We start from the raw sequence: 14,672 nt of genomic DNA on the forward strand, positions 1-14,672 counted from the left end.
TTCAATGCCGCTCAGGCATCGGGCATGATCGCATCGGCCCAGTCGTAGAGTGCGCCCAAAAGCTCTTCGGCGCGCTCATCGGCCGTCTCCGACAGCTGGTCGATTTCGGCAAACATCTGCTCGGCCGTGCGCGCGCCGCCCAAGCCCTCTTGCAAAAAGGCCACGCGCAGCTCCAGCCAGCGCTGCTGCTCCTCTGGGTTGAGCGAATCGGGAAAGTTGCGCGCCCGGTAGCGGAACAGCAGCTCATGCAGTCGTTCATCGTCAAAACCGGGCTTGGCAACGGCCAGCTCCTGCGGGTGCATGGTCGTCAGCTGGGTCAGGCGCCGGCGGTCGGCCTGGCCGATAAAGCCGCTGTACAAATCCTGGTCCACATCCACACCCTCGAGCGGTGGGCGGTCAAACACGGCAGCCCAGGTGGCGCTCATATCGGGCAGATCGCGGGCAATCGCGGCATGGCGCAAGGCCTGGTCCATGTCGATCTGCCAGCGGGCGGCCTGCTCGGCGCTGAGCGTACGCAGGCTGCTGACGACCATCGGCGATTTGTTCAGGTGCACCGTCTTGATCGGCAGGCGCGTCACGCCTTCGGGCAGATCAGCAGCTGCGCTGAACATGCGCAGGCGCATCTCGTCGACCGACAGCTCAGCGAGGTAGCTGGGGTCCTGGGCCAGATCCCAGGCGATGACCTCGTTCTTGTTGGTCGGGTGCTGGGCCAGCGGCCAGACCACGGCAATGCAGCCGCGCTCGACCCCGTACATGCCCGAGACATGCAAAAAAGGCCGGCCATTGGCGGAGGTGGCTGGCAGGGCCAGCTCCTGCATCACACGGTCCTTCTTGTGCAGACCCAGCGCAAAATCAAACAGGCGCGGCTGCAGGCGCTTGATGAGGCGCGCCAGGCCAATGGTGGCGCGCACATCGCTCAGTGCATCGTGCGCCGATTCATGCAGGATGCCGTTGGCGCGGGCCAGGTCTTCGAGCTTGAAACTGACCGAGCCATCATCTTTTTGGGGCCACTGGATGCCTTCGGGGCGCAGCGCATAGACCATGCGCACGACATCGAGCAGATCCCAGCGGCCGCAGCCGTTTTGCCATTCGCGGGCATAGGGGTCGCGCAGGTTGCGCCACAGCATGTAGCGCGTCACCTCGTCATCAAAACGGATAGTGTTGTAGCCCACGCCAATGGTGCCCGGGCGGCCCAGCTCGCCCTCTACAGCCGCGGCAAACTGGTGCTCGGGTACGCCCTGCTCCAGGCAGTGCTGGGGCGTGAGGCCGGTGATCAGGCTCGCCTGCGGGCTGGGCAGGTAGTCAAGCGCAGGCTGGCAGTACAGCATGACCGGCTCGCCGATCTCGTTGAGGTCCATGTCCGTGCGGATGCCGGCAAACTGTGCGGGCCGGTCACGGCGCGGCACGGCACCAAAGGTTTCGTAGTCATGCCAGAAAAAGCTGGCGGAGGCGGACGAGAAGTTCTGCATGCCCGCTAGTATGCCTGCTCCGGTCACTGCCGCAGAGCAACGTGGGCCAGCAACTACAGAAGCGGCGAGAACAGGCGCGCGATCGAATCACCCAGCCGGGGCAAAAAGCGCTGCTTGCGGCGCGAAGCCACCTGCTTGGAACGCATCAGATCGGTGTTGAACTGGTCCTGCAGCCGGGCGTTCAGCTCCGGCCCGTAGCCAATCGCACACACCTCGTAGTTCAGGCGAAAACTTCGGTTGTCAAAGTTGGCCGTGCCGATGATGGTCAGGTTGTCATCGACCACCAAGGTCTTGGAGTGCAGCATGCGCGCGCTGTATTCGTAGACCTTGGCGCCGGCGCTGATCAGCTCCTCGTAGTACGAGCGGGCAGCGGCCGTCACAAAGATGGAGTCCGATTTCTCCGGCACCAGCAGCCGCACATCGACGCCGCGCAGCGCGGCGCTGGTCAGCGCATACATGGCCGGCTCGGTTGGCACAAAGTAAGGCGTGGTCAGCCAGACCCGCACGGTGGCTGACTGGATGGCGGCCACATGGGCGCGGTGGATGGGCTCGGTCGGGTTGTCCGGGCCTGAGCTCACCAGCTGCATCGCGTGGCGGCCATCGGGCATATCGGGCAGCAGCAAGTCCAGGTTGGCAGGCATGTCCTGGGGCGACTTTTCCAGCGCATAGGCCCAGTCTTCCAAGAAGGTGGTCTGCAGCCAGGTGACGATGGGCCCCGCCATGCGCAGGTGCACATCGTGGTAGGCGTTGGTGTTGACGCGGCGGTCTTCTTCGTCGGTGATATTGACGCCGCCGGTAAAGCCGATCTGGCCATCTACCACCAGGATCTTGCGGTGGCTGCGGAAGTTGATTACCGGGCGCAGACGCCTGCCGATGCGAGTGGGGTGGAAGACCGCAAACTCGCCGCCCGCTGCCAGCAAGGGCGCGATGAACTTGCGGTTGACGCGCTTGGAGCCCAGCGCATCGACCAGCATGCGCACCTTAACCCCCGCTTTGGCCCGCTCGACCAGCGCATCGCGCAGGCGCGTGCCGGTCTGGTCGGGCTCGAAAATATAGTATTCCAGATGCACATGGTGGCGGGCCTGGGCGACGTCTTCCAGAATGCGGTCAAAGGTGGCCGCGCCGCCGCTGAGCAACTCCACACTTTCGGCCGAGGTGATCGGGAAGCCGCAGGTGGCCTCGACCAGCTTGACCATCTCGCGCAGCTGGGCCGGGGCCTCGGGCTGGCCGTCGCGGATGCGGCGCGTGGTCTCGCGCACATGGTTTTTGTTGCGGGCGCGCAGGCGTTTGATGCGCTGGCGCTTCATGCGCTGCGGGCCGATGAAGTAGTAGACGATCAGCCCCACCACGGGCAAGGAGCCCATGGACAGCAGCCAGCCCAAGGTGGCCACCGGCGCGCGGCGCTGCATCAGAATCCAGATACCCACCACGCCAAGGTAGATCGGCCAGATCACGGACAGCACCGCGACGATATTTTCCTTGGTCAGATACGGAGAGAGGGACGCCACAGCAGCGCGCTCCTGTTGAGGGGACTGCCCAGTGTAGCCTGCCACCGTGACAGCCCGACGCAAAAAAACAGCCGCATGGAGCGGCTGTTTCTGTCCTCAAGGCCCGAGGGCCTCAATCGGCGGCGACTTCCTCTTCAGGCTCGGCCGGCTCTTGCTTGGCGCGCTCCTTCTTGGGCAGCGGCTGGATGTCGAGCATCACCTCGGGCTTGTCGGCGTTGCTGTCGTCCCAGTCGACGCTCAGGCGCCCGCCATCGGTCAGGCGGCCAAACAGCAGCTCGTCGGCCAGCGACCGGCGGATCGTGTCCTGGATCAGGCGCTGCATCGGCCGCGCACCCATCAGCGGATCGAAGCCGGTCTTGGCCAGGTGCTTGCGCAGCTTGTCGCTGAACGTGACCTCGACCTTCTTCTCGGCCAGTTGCTGCTCGAGCTGGAGCAGGAACTTGTCGACCACACGCAGAATGACCTGTTCGTCGAGCGGCTTGAAGCTGACGATGGCATCCAGCCGGTTGCGGAACTCGGGCGTGAACAGGCGCTTGATGTCGCCCATCTCGTCGCCCGCCGCACGCGGGTTAGTAAAGCCAATGACGGCCTTGTTCATCGTCTCGGCACCCGCATTGGTGGTCATGATGATGATCACATTGCGGAAGTCGGCCTTGCGTCCGTTGTTATCGGTCAAGGTGCCGTGGTCCATCACCTGCAGCAGCACATTGAAGATATCCGGATGCGCCTTCTCGATTTCGTCGAGCAGCAGCACCGCATGGGGCTTCTTGGTCACGGCCTCGGTCAGCAGGCCGCCCTGGTCGAAACCGACATAGCCGGGAGGCGCACCGATCAGGCGCGAAACCGCATGGCGCTCCATGTACTCGGACATGTCAAAGCGGATCAGGTCGATGCCCAGGATGTAGGCCAGCTGCTTGGCCGCTTCGGTCTTGCCCACACCGGTGGGGCCCGAGAACAGGAACGAACCAATCGGTTTGTCGACCTTGCCCAGGCCAGAGCGCGCCATCTTGACGGCCGAGGACAGCACTTCGAGCGCCTTGTCCTGGCCAAAGACCACGCTTCGCAGGTCACGCTCCAGGGTCTGCAGCTTGCCGCGGTCGTCATTGCTGACGTTGGCCGGCGGAATGCGGGCAATCTTGGCGACGATCTCTTCGATCTCGGTCTTGCCGATGGTTTTCTTGCGCTTCGAGGGCGCCAGAATGCGCTGCGCGGCGCCGGCCTCATCGATCACATCGATCGCCTTGTCGGGCAGATGGCGGTCATTGATGAACTTGGCCGACAGTTCAGCGGCTGCCTGCAAAGCGGCCACCGCGTACTTGACGTTGTGGTGCTCTTCGAAGCGCGACTTCAGGCCCTTCAGGATATCGATGGTTTCGGGCACGGTCGGCTCGACCACATCGACCTTCTGGAAGCGGCGAGAGAGCGCTGCATCTTTTTCGAAGATGCCGCGGTACTCGGTGAACGTGGTTGCGCCAATGCACTTGAGCTGGCCGCTCGACAGCGCCGGCTTGAGCAGGTTGGACGCATCCAGCGTGCCGCCCGAGGCCGCACCGGCACCGATCAGGGTGTGGATCTCGTCAATGAACAAGATCGCATGGGGCTTGTCCTTCAAGGCCTTGAGCACGCCTTTCAGACGCTGCTCAAAATCACCGCGGTACTTGGTGCCCGCCAACAGCGAGCCCATGTCCAGCGAGTAGACCGTGGCCTCGGCCAGCACTTCGGGCACATCTTCTTGCGTGATGCGCCATGCCAGGCCCTCGGCAATCGCCGTCTTGCCCACGCCGGCCTCACCCACCAGCAGCGGGTTGTTCTTGCGGCGGCGGCACAGGATCTGGATCGTGCGCTCGACCTCGTACTGGCGGCCGATCAGCGGATCGATCTTGCCGTCCTTGGCCTGCTGGTTCAGGTTGACGGTGAACTGCTCCAGCGGCGAGGCCTTTTCAGCGCGCTCGGCGCTGTTGCTGCCCACCTCTTCCGCATCCGAGCTGGACTCGGACTTGGGCAGCTCGGGCGTGTCGTTCTTCTTGATGCCATGGGCGATGTAGTTGACCACATCGAGGCGCGTGACGCCCTGCTGGTGCAGGTAGTACACGGCATGCGAGTCCTTTTCGCCAAAAATGGCCACCAGCACATTGGCGCCGGTCACTTCCTTCTTGCCATTGCCGGTGCTTTGCACATGCATGATGGCGCGCTGGATCACGCGCTGGAAACCCAAGGTAGGCTGGGTGTCCACTTCGTCTTCACCGGCCACCTGCGGGGCATTGTCCTTGATGAAATTGGTCAGCGACGCGCGCAGATCGTCGATATTGGCAGAGCATGCGCGCAACACCTCGGAAGCACTCGGGTTGTCCAGCAAGGCCAGCAGCAAATGCTCCACGGTGATGAATTCATGGCGCTGCTGCCTGGCTTCGACAAAAGCCATGTGCAAGCTGACTTCCAGTTCCTGAGCAATCATTTGAAACTCCTTTATTGCTTGCCAAATACACTCAACTTGCTTCTAGATGAGGACCAGATTCCGTTATTCAACAGGCTCCGATACGGCTTGAAGCGGGTGACCCGCTCCGTTGGCGGCATCCATCACCTGCGCCACCTTGGTTTCGGCGATTTCATGCGAGTACACCCCGCAGACACCTTTCCCATCCAGGTGGATCTTCAGCATGATCTGCGTGGCCGCCTCCCGGCTCTTGCCAAAAAAATGCTGCAGTACCTCAATCACAAACTCCATCGGCGTGAAATCATCGTTGAGCATGACCACCTGGTACATCTTCGGTGGCTCCACCCGCTGGGCGATGCGCTCGACCACCAGCGCCCCGCCGCCGTCCTCCGGGGGCTGGGGCGTTGCAGGCAGATTCGGCGAGGGAGGAACAACAGGTTTCGTGGCCATTGAGATCATTCTATAAGGCTAAATTTCCACATGGACAAAGATGGTGATGCTTTTATGAACTTCAATACGGCGGCACCAGCAACCGCTGGTCCAGCCGTTTTTCAGCCCGGGCACAATTGCTCTTAGGCCATGCTTTCGTAAACGATTTTGATGGCTTCGTGGCCCGCTTCCTGGGACCAGGCCGCCATGGCCTGGTCGCTGGGGAAAAAGCGTGCGGCGTCGCCCAGGTTGAGTTCCACCCCGGCCCGCGCCTGGCCCTGGCCGCAGACGACGCCCAGGCGAATCTTGAGGCCGTGGCGCAGCACGCCCTCGTCGGTGTGCTCCTCGACAGCGGGAAACTCCTGAATCAGCCGCGCAACATCGGGCTGGTGGCGGTCGGTGTTGACCAGCAGATAGCGGCCAAAACGGGCACGCGCATCGGCCAGGCCCCAGACATGCTGCGCCTTAGCGCGCAGCCCGCCGCTGAAGTGGTCCTGCCCGATACGGGCGCTCAGAATGACGAATTCATCGTCCTTGAGCTGCTCCTTGTGGCGGTTCCAGGTGGCCTCATCCAGCGATCCCTCGATGACACCGGACTTGTCGTCGATCTTGAACAGCACCAGCTTGCCGCGCTGGCCGTTGATGACGCGCATGTCGCTGATGATGCCCGCCACCGTCTGGGGCTCGCGGCTGTCCTTGAGCTGGGAGATGGGGGTGCGCACAAACTGGCGCACCTCCAGCTCCACCTCGTCAAACAAATGGCCCGAGAGGTAGAAACCGATGGCGGTCTTCTCCTGCACCAGGCGCTCCTTGATGCCCCAGGGCAGCACATCGGCCAGTGGCGGCTCCTGCGTGCTCGAGCCCACGGCGTCATCGCCCATCATGTCAAACAGGCCGCCCTGGTTGGCGTTGGCATGGGTGGTGGCGGCAAATTCAAAGGCTACGTCGACCGATTCGATCAGCGCGCGGCGGTTGAGCTGGATGCTGTCAAAGGCACCGCCCTTGATCAGCGCCTCGACCGTGCGCTTGTTGAGCTTGCTGCGGTCCACGCGCAGGCAGAAGTCGAACAGGCTCTTGAACGGGCCCTTGGTATCGCCCTGCGGCCCTGTGCCCTTACCTTCGCGCGCAGCCACAATGGCCTCGATGGCGGCCTGGCCAGTGCCCTTGATGGCGCCCAGCCCATAGCGGATCACCTTGTCGGTCACCGGCTCGAAGCGGTGGTGGCCCCGGTTCACATCGGGCATCTCAAAGGTCACGCCCATTTTCAGCGCGTCCTCGTACAGCACCTTGAGCTTGTCGGTGTTGTCCATTTCCACGGTCATATTGCCGCAGTAGAACTCGGCCGTGTAGTGCACCTTGAGCCAGCCGGTATGGTAGGCCAGCAGCGAGTAGGCCGCGGCGTGCGACTTGTTGAAGCCGTAGCCGGCAAACTTCTCCATCAAATCGAACACTTCGTCGGCCTTGGCCTCGTCGATGCCGATCTTGGAGGCCCCTTCGCGGAAGGTGGCCCGGTGCTGCACCATCTCCTCGACCTTTTTCTTGCCCATCGCGCGGCGCAGCAAGTCGGCGCCGCCCAGGCTGTAGCCGCCCAGCACCTGGGCGGTCTGCATCACCTGCTCCTGGTAGACCATGATGCCGTAGGTCTCGGACAGCACCTTCTCGACCAGCGGATGCGGGTACTCCACCACTTCCTTGCCGTGCTTGCGCGCCACAAAGCTGGGGATCAGGTCCATCGGGCCCGGCCGGTAGAGCGCGTTCAGCGCGATCAGGTCTTCCAGGCGGCTGGGCTTGGCTTCCTTGAGCATCTGCTGCATGCCGCGCGATTCAAACTGGAACACGGCTTCGGTCTTGCCGGCCGAAAAGAGCTGGTAGGTGCGGGCGTCGTCGAGCGGAATCTCTTCGAACTTGAAGTTCTCCTGCCCCTTGTGGCGCTTGATGATGAATTCGCGCGCGATCTCCAGAATCGTCAAGGTCGCCAGGCCCAAGAAGTCGAACTTGACCAGGCCCACGGCCTCGACGTCGTCCTTGTCATACATGGCCACCGCCGAGGTGCTGCCCGGCTGCTGGTAGAGCGGGCAAAAATCGGTCAGCTTGCCCGGCGCAATCACCACGCCCCCTGCGTGCATGCCGATGTTGCGGGTCATGCCTTCGAGCTTCTGGGCCATCTCGATCAGGGTCTTGACGTCCTCTTCCTTCTCGATGCGCTCGGCCAGGATCGGCTCTTCCTTGATCGCATAGGTGTACTTGTCGCCGTCCTTCGGAGGATTGGGCGGGTACTTCAAGGTCACATGCAGGCCCGGCTTGTTTGGGATCAGCTTGGAGATGCCATCGCAAAAGCCATAGCTCATATCCAGCGCGCGGCCCACGTCGCGGATCGCCGCACGCGCGGCCATCGTGCCGAAAGTCGCAATCTGGCTCACCGCATTGCGGCCGTAGAGGTCCTTCACATAGTCGATCACCCGGTCCCGGTTGGCCTGGCAAAAGTCCACGTCAAAGTCGGGCATCGAGACGCGCTCTGGGTTCAGAAAGCGCTCGAACAGCAGGTTGTAGTGGATCGGGTCCAGATCGGTGATCTTGAGCACATAGGCCACCAGCGAGCCCGCCCCCGATCCCCGGCCCGGCCCCACCGGGCAGCCATTGTTCTTGGCCCAGTTGATAAAGTCCGCCACGATCAGGAAGTAGCCGGGAAAACCCATCTTCAAGATGATGCCCAGCTCGAACTCCAGCCGCTCGACATACTTGGCCCGCTCGGCCTCGCGCTTGGCCGCGTTGGGAAACAGCAGCTGCAGGCGCTCCTCCAGCCCGTCGAACGAGGCCTTGCGGAAATACGCGTCAATCGGCATGCCATTGGGCGTGGGGAAATCGGGCAGGAAGTACTTGCCCAGCTGCAGGGTGACGCTGCAGCGGCGGGCGATCTCGGCGGTATTGGCAATCGCGCTGGGCAGATCGGCGAACAGGGCCTCCATCTCGGCAGCAGATTTCAGGTACTGGTCGCGGGTAAAGCGCTTGACGCGCTTTTTATTGCCCAGGGTCTCGCCCTCGGCAATACAGACGCGGGCTTCGTGCGATTCAAAATCGGTAGGCTTGGTGAACTGCACCGGGTGCGTGGCCACGACTGGCAGTTTGAGATTGGCAGCCAGCGCGACCGCAGCGGCCACATGGCTTTCGTCATCGGCGCGGCCAGCGCGCTGCAGCTCGATATAGAAACGGTGCGGGAACAGCCCCGCCAGGCGCAGTGCCACGCCCCGGGCGGTCTTTTCATCCCCACGCATCAGCGCCTGGCCGACGGGGCCGGCCTGGGCGCCCGACAGCAGGATCAGGCCGTCTGACAGCTCCTCCAGCCAGGCCCAGGTGCACTGCGGCTGCGCTTTGATGGTGTCGGCCATCCAGATACGCGCCAGCAGTTCCGACAGGTTCAGGTAGCCCTGCTGGCTCTGGATCAGCACGATGATGCGCGACAGCGGCCCGCCTGCCACCTCAGGCTCCAAGGTCAGCTCGGCGCCCAGAAGGGGTTTGACACCTGCGCCGCGCCCGGCTTTGTAAAACTTGATGGCGCCAAACAGGCTGTTCAAATCGGTGAGCGCCATCGCCGGCTGGCTATCACCCGCAGCAAACTTGATCAAATCGCCCACGCGATTGGTGCTGTCGATGATGGAAAACTCGGAATGGATGCGAAGGTGTACGAACATATCCCTGCATTGTAGGAAAGCCGCAGCACCGCCGCTGCAAACCATGGCATATCCGGCGCGGAATGTTACACAGCCCTACAGGCGACAAGTCCGGCTCTGCGGCAGCGGGCTGCGCGCCGATTACAATGGCCCAGATCAGAGGGCGCGGCACGGGCTGCCCCGCTGCGTGGCGGGCTTTGCCGCCCCACGCAGTTTTTCAGCTTTCCGTCCATGGATTTCAAGCCAAAAATGCTGTTTGCGTACCCCAAATCGAAGGTTCCCGCTATCGCTTCTGTAGCACTTGCCGCGTTGCTGGCAGGCTGTTCATCGACCGATGTGGATCCCACCGCCGGCTGGAGCCCGAACAAGATTTATTCGGAAGCGCGTGACGAGGCGTCGTCCGGCTCGTTCGACAAGGCCATTCCGCTGTATGAAAAGCTCGAAGGCCGTGCCGCTGGCACCGCGATGGCGCAGCAAGCCCAGCTGGAAAAGGCCTATTCCCAGTACAAGAGCGGTGAAAAGGCCCAGGCCATTGCCACGTTGGACCGCTTTGTCAAGCTCCACCCCGCCAGCGAAGGCGTGGACTATGCGCTCTACCTCAAGGGCCTGGTGAACTTCAACGAAAACCTGGGTCTTTTCTCCTGGGTGTCCAAGCAGGACCTGTCCGAGCGCGACCAGAAGGCCGCCAAGGATTCGTTCGAATCGTTCCGTGAGCTGACCACGCGCTTTCCCGAGTCCAAGTACGCGCCCGACGCTGAAAAGCGCATGCGCTACATCGTCAACTCGCTGGCTCAGTACGAAGTGCACGTCGCCCGCTACTACTACGAGCGCGGCGCCTATGTGGCCGCCGTCAACCGCGCGCAAGCCGCTATTGCCGACTACAAGGAAGTGCCTGCACAAGAGGACGCGCTCTACATCCTGATGCTGTCCTACGAGCGCCTGAACATGGCCGACATGGCCGCCGACACCAAGCGTGTGCTGGAAGCGAGCTACCCCAACACCCGCCTGCTGGCCAATGGCTTCCGCAAGGAAGAGCGCCCCTGGTGGAAGATGTGGTGATGCTACGCGCCTGAGGCGCGTGATTAAATAGCCAAGCGGCTGCTGCGGGTCACCACTTGCAGCAGCCGTTTTCTTACGGCCGGATCTCTTTTTCTGCCAAGGATTGCAAAAACGCCGGCAAGGCTGCGTCATCCAGACTGGGCAGCGGCGGCAGCGCCGCCAGCAAGGCCGCGCCATAGCTGCGGCTATGCAGGCGTTCATCGGCGATCACCACCACACCCTGGTCGCTGGCAGACCGAATCAGCCGCCCAACGCCCTGGCGCAGCTGCATAGCGGTTTGGGGCAAAACATAGCGCTCGAAAGCATCCCGGCCCGCAGCCCGCAGCGCCTGCACGCGCGCTGCATGCAGAACATCATGGCGCGGCGGAAACGGCAGTTTGTCGATCACCAGGAGCTGCAGCGCCTCGCCAGGCAGATCGACCCCCTCCCACAGGCCCAGGGTGCCCACCAGCACGCGGCCGGTATTGCCGCCGGGCGCCGTGCGCATCGCCTGCAGCAGGCGGCGCTTGGGCTGCTCGCCCTGCTGCAGCACGGTGATGGCCTGGCCCTGCAGGCCCTGGCGCAAGGCCTGGGCCAAGGCCTGCATGGCAGCCGTTGATGTGCACAGCACCATGCAGCGCCCGCCCAGCGCCTTCAGATGAGGCAGCAGCCACTGGGCCAGTGCCTGCGCGCGCTCGGCCGCCGGTGCATCCGTGCCGGGCAGGCCCTGGGGCACCACGAGCCGGGCCTGTTGGCCCCAGTCGAAATGGCTGCGCAAGCGCAGGCTGGCGAGCAAGGGCGCATCACCAGTCTCACTGTTATCGCTGCTGTCACTGCGCAAGCCCAGGCCCTGGGCAAACCAGGTCAGCGCCGCATCATCGCCCAAGGTGGCCGAGGTAAACAGCCAGCGCTGCACGCCCTGCCCCAGCCAGCTGCTGGCCTGCACCTGGGGGCCCAGCGCCTGCAGCGCCTGCCACAGCCATAGGGGCGACTCCCGAAAGCCCTGGCGCCAGGCATAGCGCCCATGGGCCTGCAGGTCGCCCGCCTGGCCCGCGCGCACATAACCGGGGGAATCCCACCAGCGCACCCGGTCCTGGCCGCCGCCCTGGGCCCACTGGCGCAAGGCCTGCAGCATCACATCGCCCTGGCCTGCCAGCTGGGCCACTGCGGCCGCACTGCCGGCCACCCCTTGCAAGGCGGCGACCAGGGCCGATAGCAGGTTGTGCAGGTTGACCAGCGCCTGGCGGCCTGTGGTGCGGCTTGCCGCATCGGTGGGGGCATCGGCGGGGCCCAGCAAGCGCTGCTCGGCCTCCATCCACTGCACCAAGGCCTGCTGCACCTGCTGCAGCAGGGCATGCCAGGGCGCAAAGCCGCGTGCATGCAGGCTGGTCTCGCGCTCCACCGTCTGGAGGTAGTCGCGCATATCGCCCACATTCAGGCCCTTGGCCAGCACTTTGAGGCCAATGGCCTGCAGCTGGTGGGCCTCGTCCATCACCATGGTCTGCGCCAGCGGCACAAAGCCGTGTCCCACCCCCAGCATCTGGCGGTGGCGCAGCTCGCTGAAAAACAGATGGTGGTTGATCACCAGAATATCGGCCTGCGCGGCGCGGGCCCGGGCCTGGTTGGAAAAGCAGCGCTCAAAGTGGCTGCAGCGCTGGCCCAGGCATTCGTCATGGCTGGCCGTGATGTGCGGCACGAGGCTGGTCAGATGGCTGATATCGTCCAGCTCGGACAGATCACCCCCTTGCGTGCTCTGAGCCCAGCGCTCGACCTGGGCCAACGCCCCCGCATGCTGGCCTTGCAGCTTGCTGCGCGCCTGCTCCAGGCCCAATAGGCACACATAGTTCTCCCGCCCCTTGAGCACGGCCACCTTGCGCTGCAGGCCCTGGTGGGCCAGCAGCGCCGGGATGTCACGGTCTACGAGCTGGTCCTGCAGCGCCCGGGTGGCGGTGCTAACCACAAAGCGCTCCTGGCGGTCCAAGGCCGCTATCAGATAGGCATAGGTCTTGCCAGTGCCCGTGGGCGCCTCGATCGCCACCCGCTGGCCCTGGGCCCAGGCCGCCTCGATGGCCGCGATCATCTGCTCCTGCTGCGGACGCAGGCGCAGCGGGGCATCACGGGCAAAGGCGGCAGACAAGGGCATCGATGGATCGGTTTCGGGGGCATCGCAGTCTAGCGCGTTCGACGCCCTGCCCCGGCTTGCGCTTGCCCAACGGCCCCAGACGTTGGTATACAAACATCGGTTGGCAGCATCACCCCGCATGCTTTGGCGCCCCGCCGGGCAATCTGCTCTATGATTCCCCCTTCGTCACCCCATTTGCCCACCACCCCCTCGCGCATGAGCACCAGCTACCGACTCTCTGCCGCTACCGGCCTCCACAAAGGCGACCGGCCCTACCAGCAGGACCAGGTCATCATGCTCGCCCACCCGCGCGCCAAGGGCTGCGTGCTGGCCGTGGTGGCCGATGGCATGGGCGGGCGCAGCGGCGGGCGTGCAGCATCGGACCAGGTGATGCTGACAGCCAAGCAGGTGTTCGAGCGCTACTCGCCAGAGACCGACAACGCCGAAGAAATGCTCGGCAACCTGGTGCGCGAAGCCCATTTGCTGATCCGCCTGGTGGCCATTGCGGCCGAGCAAGAGCCCCACAGCACTATTGCGGCTTTTCTGATTTTGCCCAACGGCGCTTGCGCCTGGGTGCATTCGGGCGATTCGCGCATCTTCCATTTCCGTGACGGGCAGCTGCTCTACCAGACCAGTGACCATTCCTATGTGCAGACCCTGGTCGACCAGGGCCAGATCACACTGGAAGAAGCACGCTACCACCCGCAATCGAATATCTTGCTGCACTGCCTGGGCACGGCCGATGACCCGCCTTTGATCCACCACCGCATCCCCATGCTCAAGCAAGGCGATGTGCTCTTGGCCTGCAGTGACGGGATCTGGCATTACTTCTCGCCCGATGAGCTGTCATCGATCACACGCCTGCTCTCGCCGCGCGAGGCCAGCCAGTTCCTCATCGAGCGGGCTCGCATGCGCGCTTCGGGCTCGGGCGACAATATGTCGCTGGCCATCGTCAAGGTCGAGCCGCTGCCGGCAGAGGCGACCCAGGCCATGGTGCCCGGCAGCAAACGCGCCAAGGCCAAGCCACCGGTGCGCAGTTAAAGCGGTTAAGCCGATCCGTTTAAAAGCAAAAGCCTCGCAGTCCTAAACCGCGAGGCTTTTTGTTGTGTCTAGAGTCGCTTAGAAGCCAGGCATCACCGCACCCTTGAACTGGGTGTCGACAAACTTGCGAATCTCCTCGCTGTGGTAGGCCTTGACCAGCTTGGCCACCCAGGGCTGGTTCTTGTCCGCTTCGCGGATCACCAGAATATTCACATAGGGGTTCTTGGCGTTTTCAACCACGATGGCGTCGGACTTGGGGTTCAGACCCGCCGAGATCGCGAAATTGGTGTTGATCGCAGCGGCGTCCAGGTCATCGAGCGAGCGCGGCAGCTGGGCGGCGTCCAGCTCGACAAAGCGCAGCTTCTTGGGGTTCTCGACCACATCCAGCGGCGTGGCCTTGAGACCGGCGCTTTCCTTCAGCTTGATGAGGCCATTGGCCTGCAGCAGCAGCAATACGCGGCCACCATTGGTCGGGTCATTGGGCAGGCCAAAGCGCGCGCCTTCCTTCAACTCCTCGATCTTCTTGATCTTCTTGGAGTAGATGCCGATCGGGAAATTGACGGTGTCGGCGGCGGCCACAAACTTGTAGCCACGGTCCTTGATCTGGGCGTCCAGATAGGGCTTGTGCTGGTAGCTGTTGGCATCGAGCTCACCGGACTGCAGCGCGGCATTGGGCTGGATGTAGTCGCTGAACTCGATGACCTTGATCTTCAGGCCGTCTTTTTCGGCGATCTTCTTGACCTGCTCCATGATCTGGCCATGCGGGCCAGCGGTCACACCGATCTTGATTTCCTTGTCTTGTGCGACTGCGGCGCCAGAGACACCGGCGGCCAAAGCCAGGGCCAGCACGGATTGCAGCAATGTACGTTTTTGCACGGGAGCGATACCTTTTCAAATGCGATACCGAACTGTACGCCCGATTTTGCAACGCAACAAAGAACTTTTTGCCATTTGCTTACAACC

Annotated in this window: 9 protein-coding genes; 2 read left to right on the top strand and 7 right to left on the bottom strand. The window is 63.2% G+C overall.

Annotation, left to right across the window (positions count from 1 at the left end; genetic code table 11):
- Positions 1-11 precede the first annotated feature (11 nt).
- From sbcB to dnaE, 5 genes are all read right to left on the bottom strand, one after another.
- Positions 12-1,469, bottom strand: coding sequence for an exodeoxyribonuclease I (sbcB, locus tag DCO45_RS00065; RefSeq protein WP_116923955.1), 1,458 nt, complete (start codon positions 1,467-1,469; stop codon positions 12-14).
- 53 nt (positions 1,470-1,522) lie between these two features.
- Positions 1,523-2,977, bottom strand: coding sequence for a cardiolipin synthase (gene cls / locus DCO45_RS00070; RefSeq protein WP_116923956.1), 1,455 nt, complete (start codon positions 2,975-2,977; stop codon positions 1,523-1,525).
- A gap of 112 nt (positions 2,978-3,089) precedes the next feature.
- Entirely contained in the window at positions 3,090-5,432 is a 2,343-nt protein-coding gene (clpA, locus tag DCO45_RS00075; protein WP_116923957.1) for an ATP-dependent Clp protease ATP-binding subunit ClpA, read from the bottom strand.
- Between the two features lie 63 nt (positions 5,433-5,495).
- Positions 5,496-5,870 carry an ATP-dependent Clp protease adapter ClpS gene (clpS, locus tag DCO45_RS00080; protein ID WP_021025816.1) on the bottom strand — a complete coding sequence of 125 codons (375 nt, stop codon included), beginning with the start codon at positions 5,868-5,870 and terminating at the stop codon, positions 5,496-5,498.
- Positions 5,871-5,983: 113 nt separating this feature from the next.
- Positions 5,984-9,529 (bottom strand): DNA polymerase III subunit alpha, encoded by a 3,546-nt coding sequence (gene dnaE, locus DCO45_RS00085; RefSeq protein WP_116923958.1) that lies wholly within the window; start codon positions 9,527-9,529, stop codon positions 5,984-5,986.
- Positions 9,530-9,757: 228 nt separating this feature from the next.
- On the opposite strand from dnaE, the gene DCO45_RS00090 reads away from it, so the two are divergent.
- Positions 9,758-10,567: an outer membrane protein assembly factor BamD gene (locus tag DCO45_RS00090; protein ID WP_116924449.1), complete on the top strand. Its 810-nt coding sequence runs from the start codon at positions 9,758-9,760 to the stop codon at positions 10,565-10,567.
- Between the two features lie 73 nt (positions 10,568-10,640).
- On the opposite strand, the gene DCO45_RS00095 is transcribed toward DCO45_RS00090, so the two are convergent.
- Entirely contained in the window at positions 10,641-12,689 is a 2,049-nt protein-coding gene (locus DCO45_RS00095; RefSeq protein WP_165841084.1) for an ATP-dependent DNA helicase, read from the bottom strand.
- Positions 12,690-12,884: 195 nt separating this feature from the next.
- On the opposite strand from DCO45_RS00095, the gene DCO45_RS00100 reads away from it, so the two are divergent.
- Positions 12,885-13,709, top strand: a complete 825-nt coding sequence (locus DCO45_RS00100) for a protein phosphatase 2C domain-containing protein (RefSeq protein WP_116924450.1) — start codon at positions 12,885-12,887, stop codon at positions 13,707-13,709.
- Positions 13,710-13,787: 78 nt separating this feature from the next.
- Here DCO45_RS00100 and DCO45_RS00105 read toward each other — a convergent pair whose 3' ends face one another.
- On the bottom strand, positions 13,788-14,585 hold the full coding sequence (locus DCO45_RS00105; protein WP_116923960.1) for a MetQ/NlpA family ABC transporter substrate-binding protein: 798 nt from the start codon (positions 14,583-14,585) through the stop codon (positions 13,788-13,790).
- Positions 14,586-14,672 lie beyond the last annotated feature (87 nt).

The sequence above is a fragment of the Comamonas sp. JNW genome, assembly GCF_003105075.1.
Lineage (GTDB): Bacteria > Pseudomonadota > Gammaproteobacteria > Burkholderiales > Burkholderiaceae_C > Comamonas > Comamonas squillarum.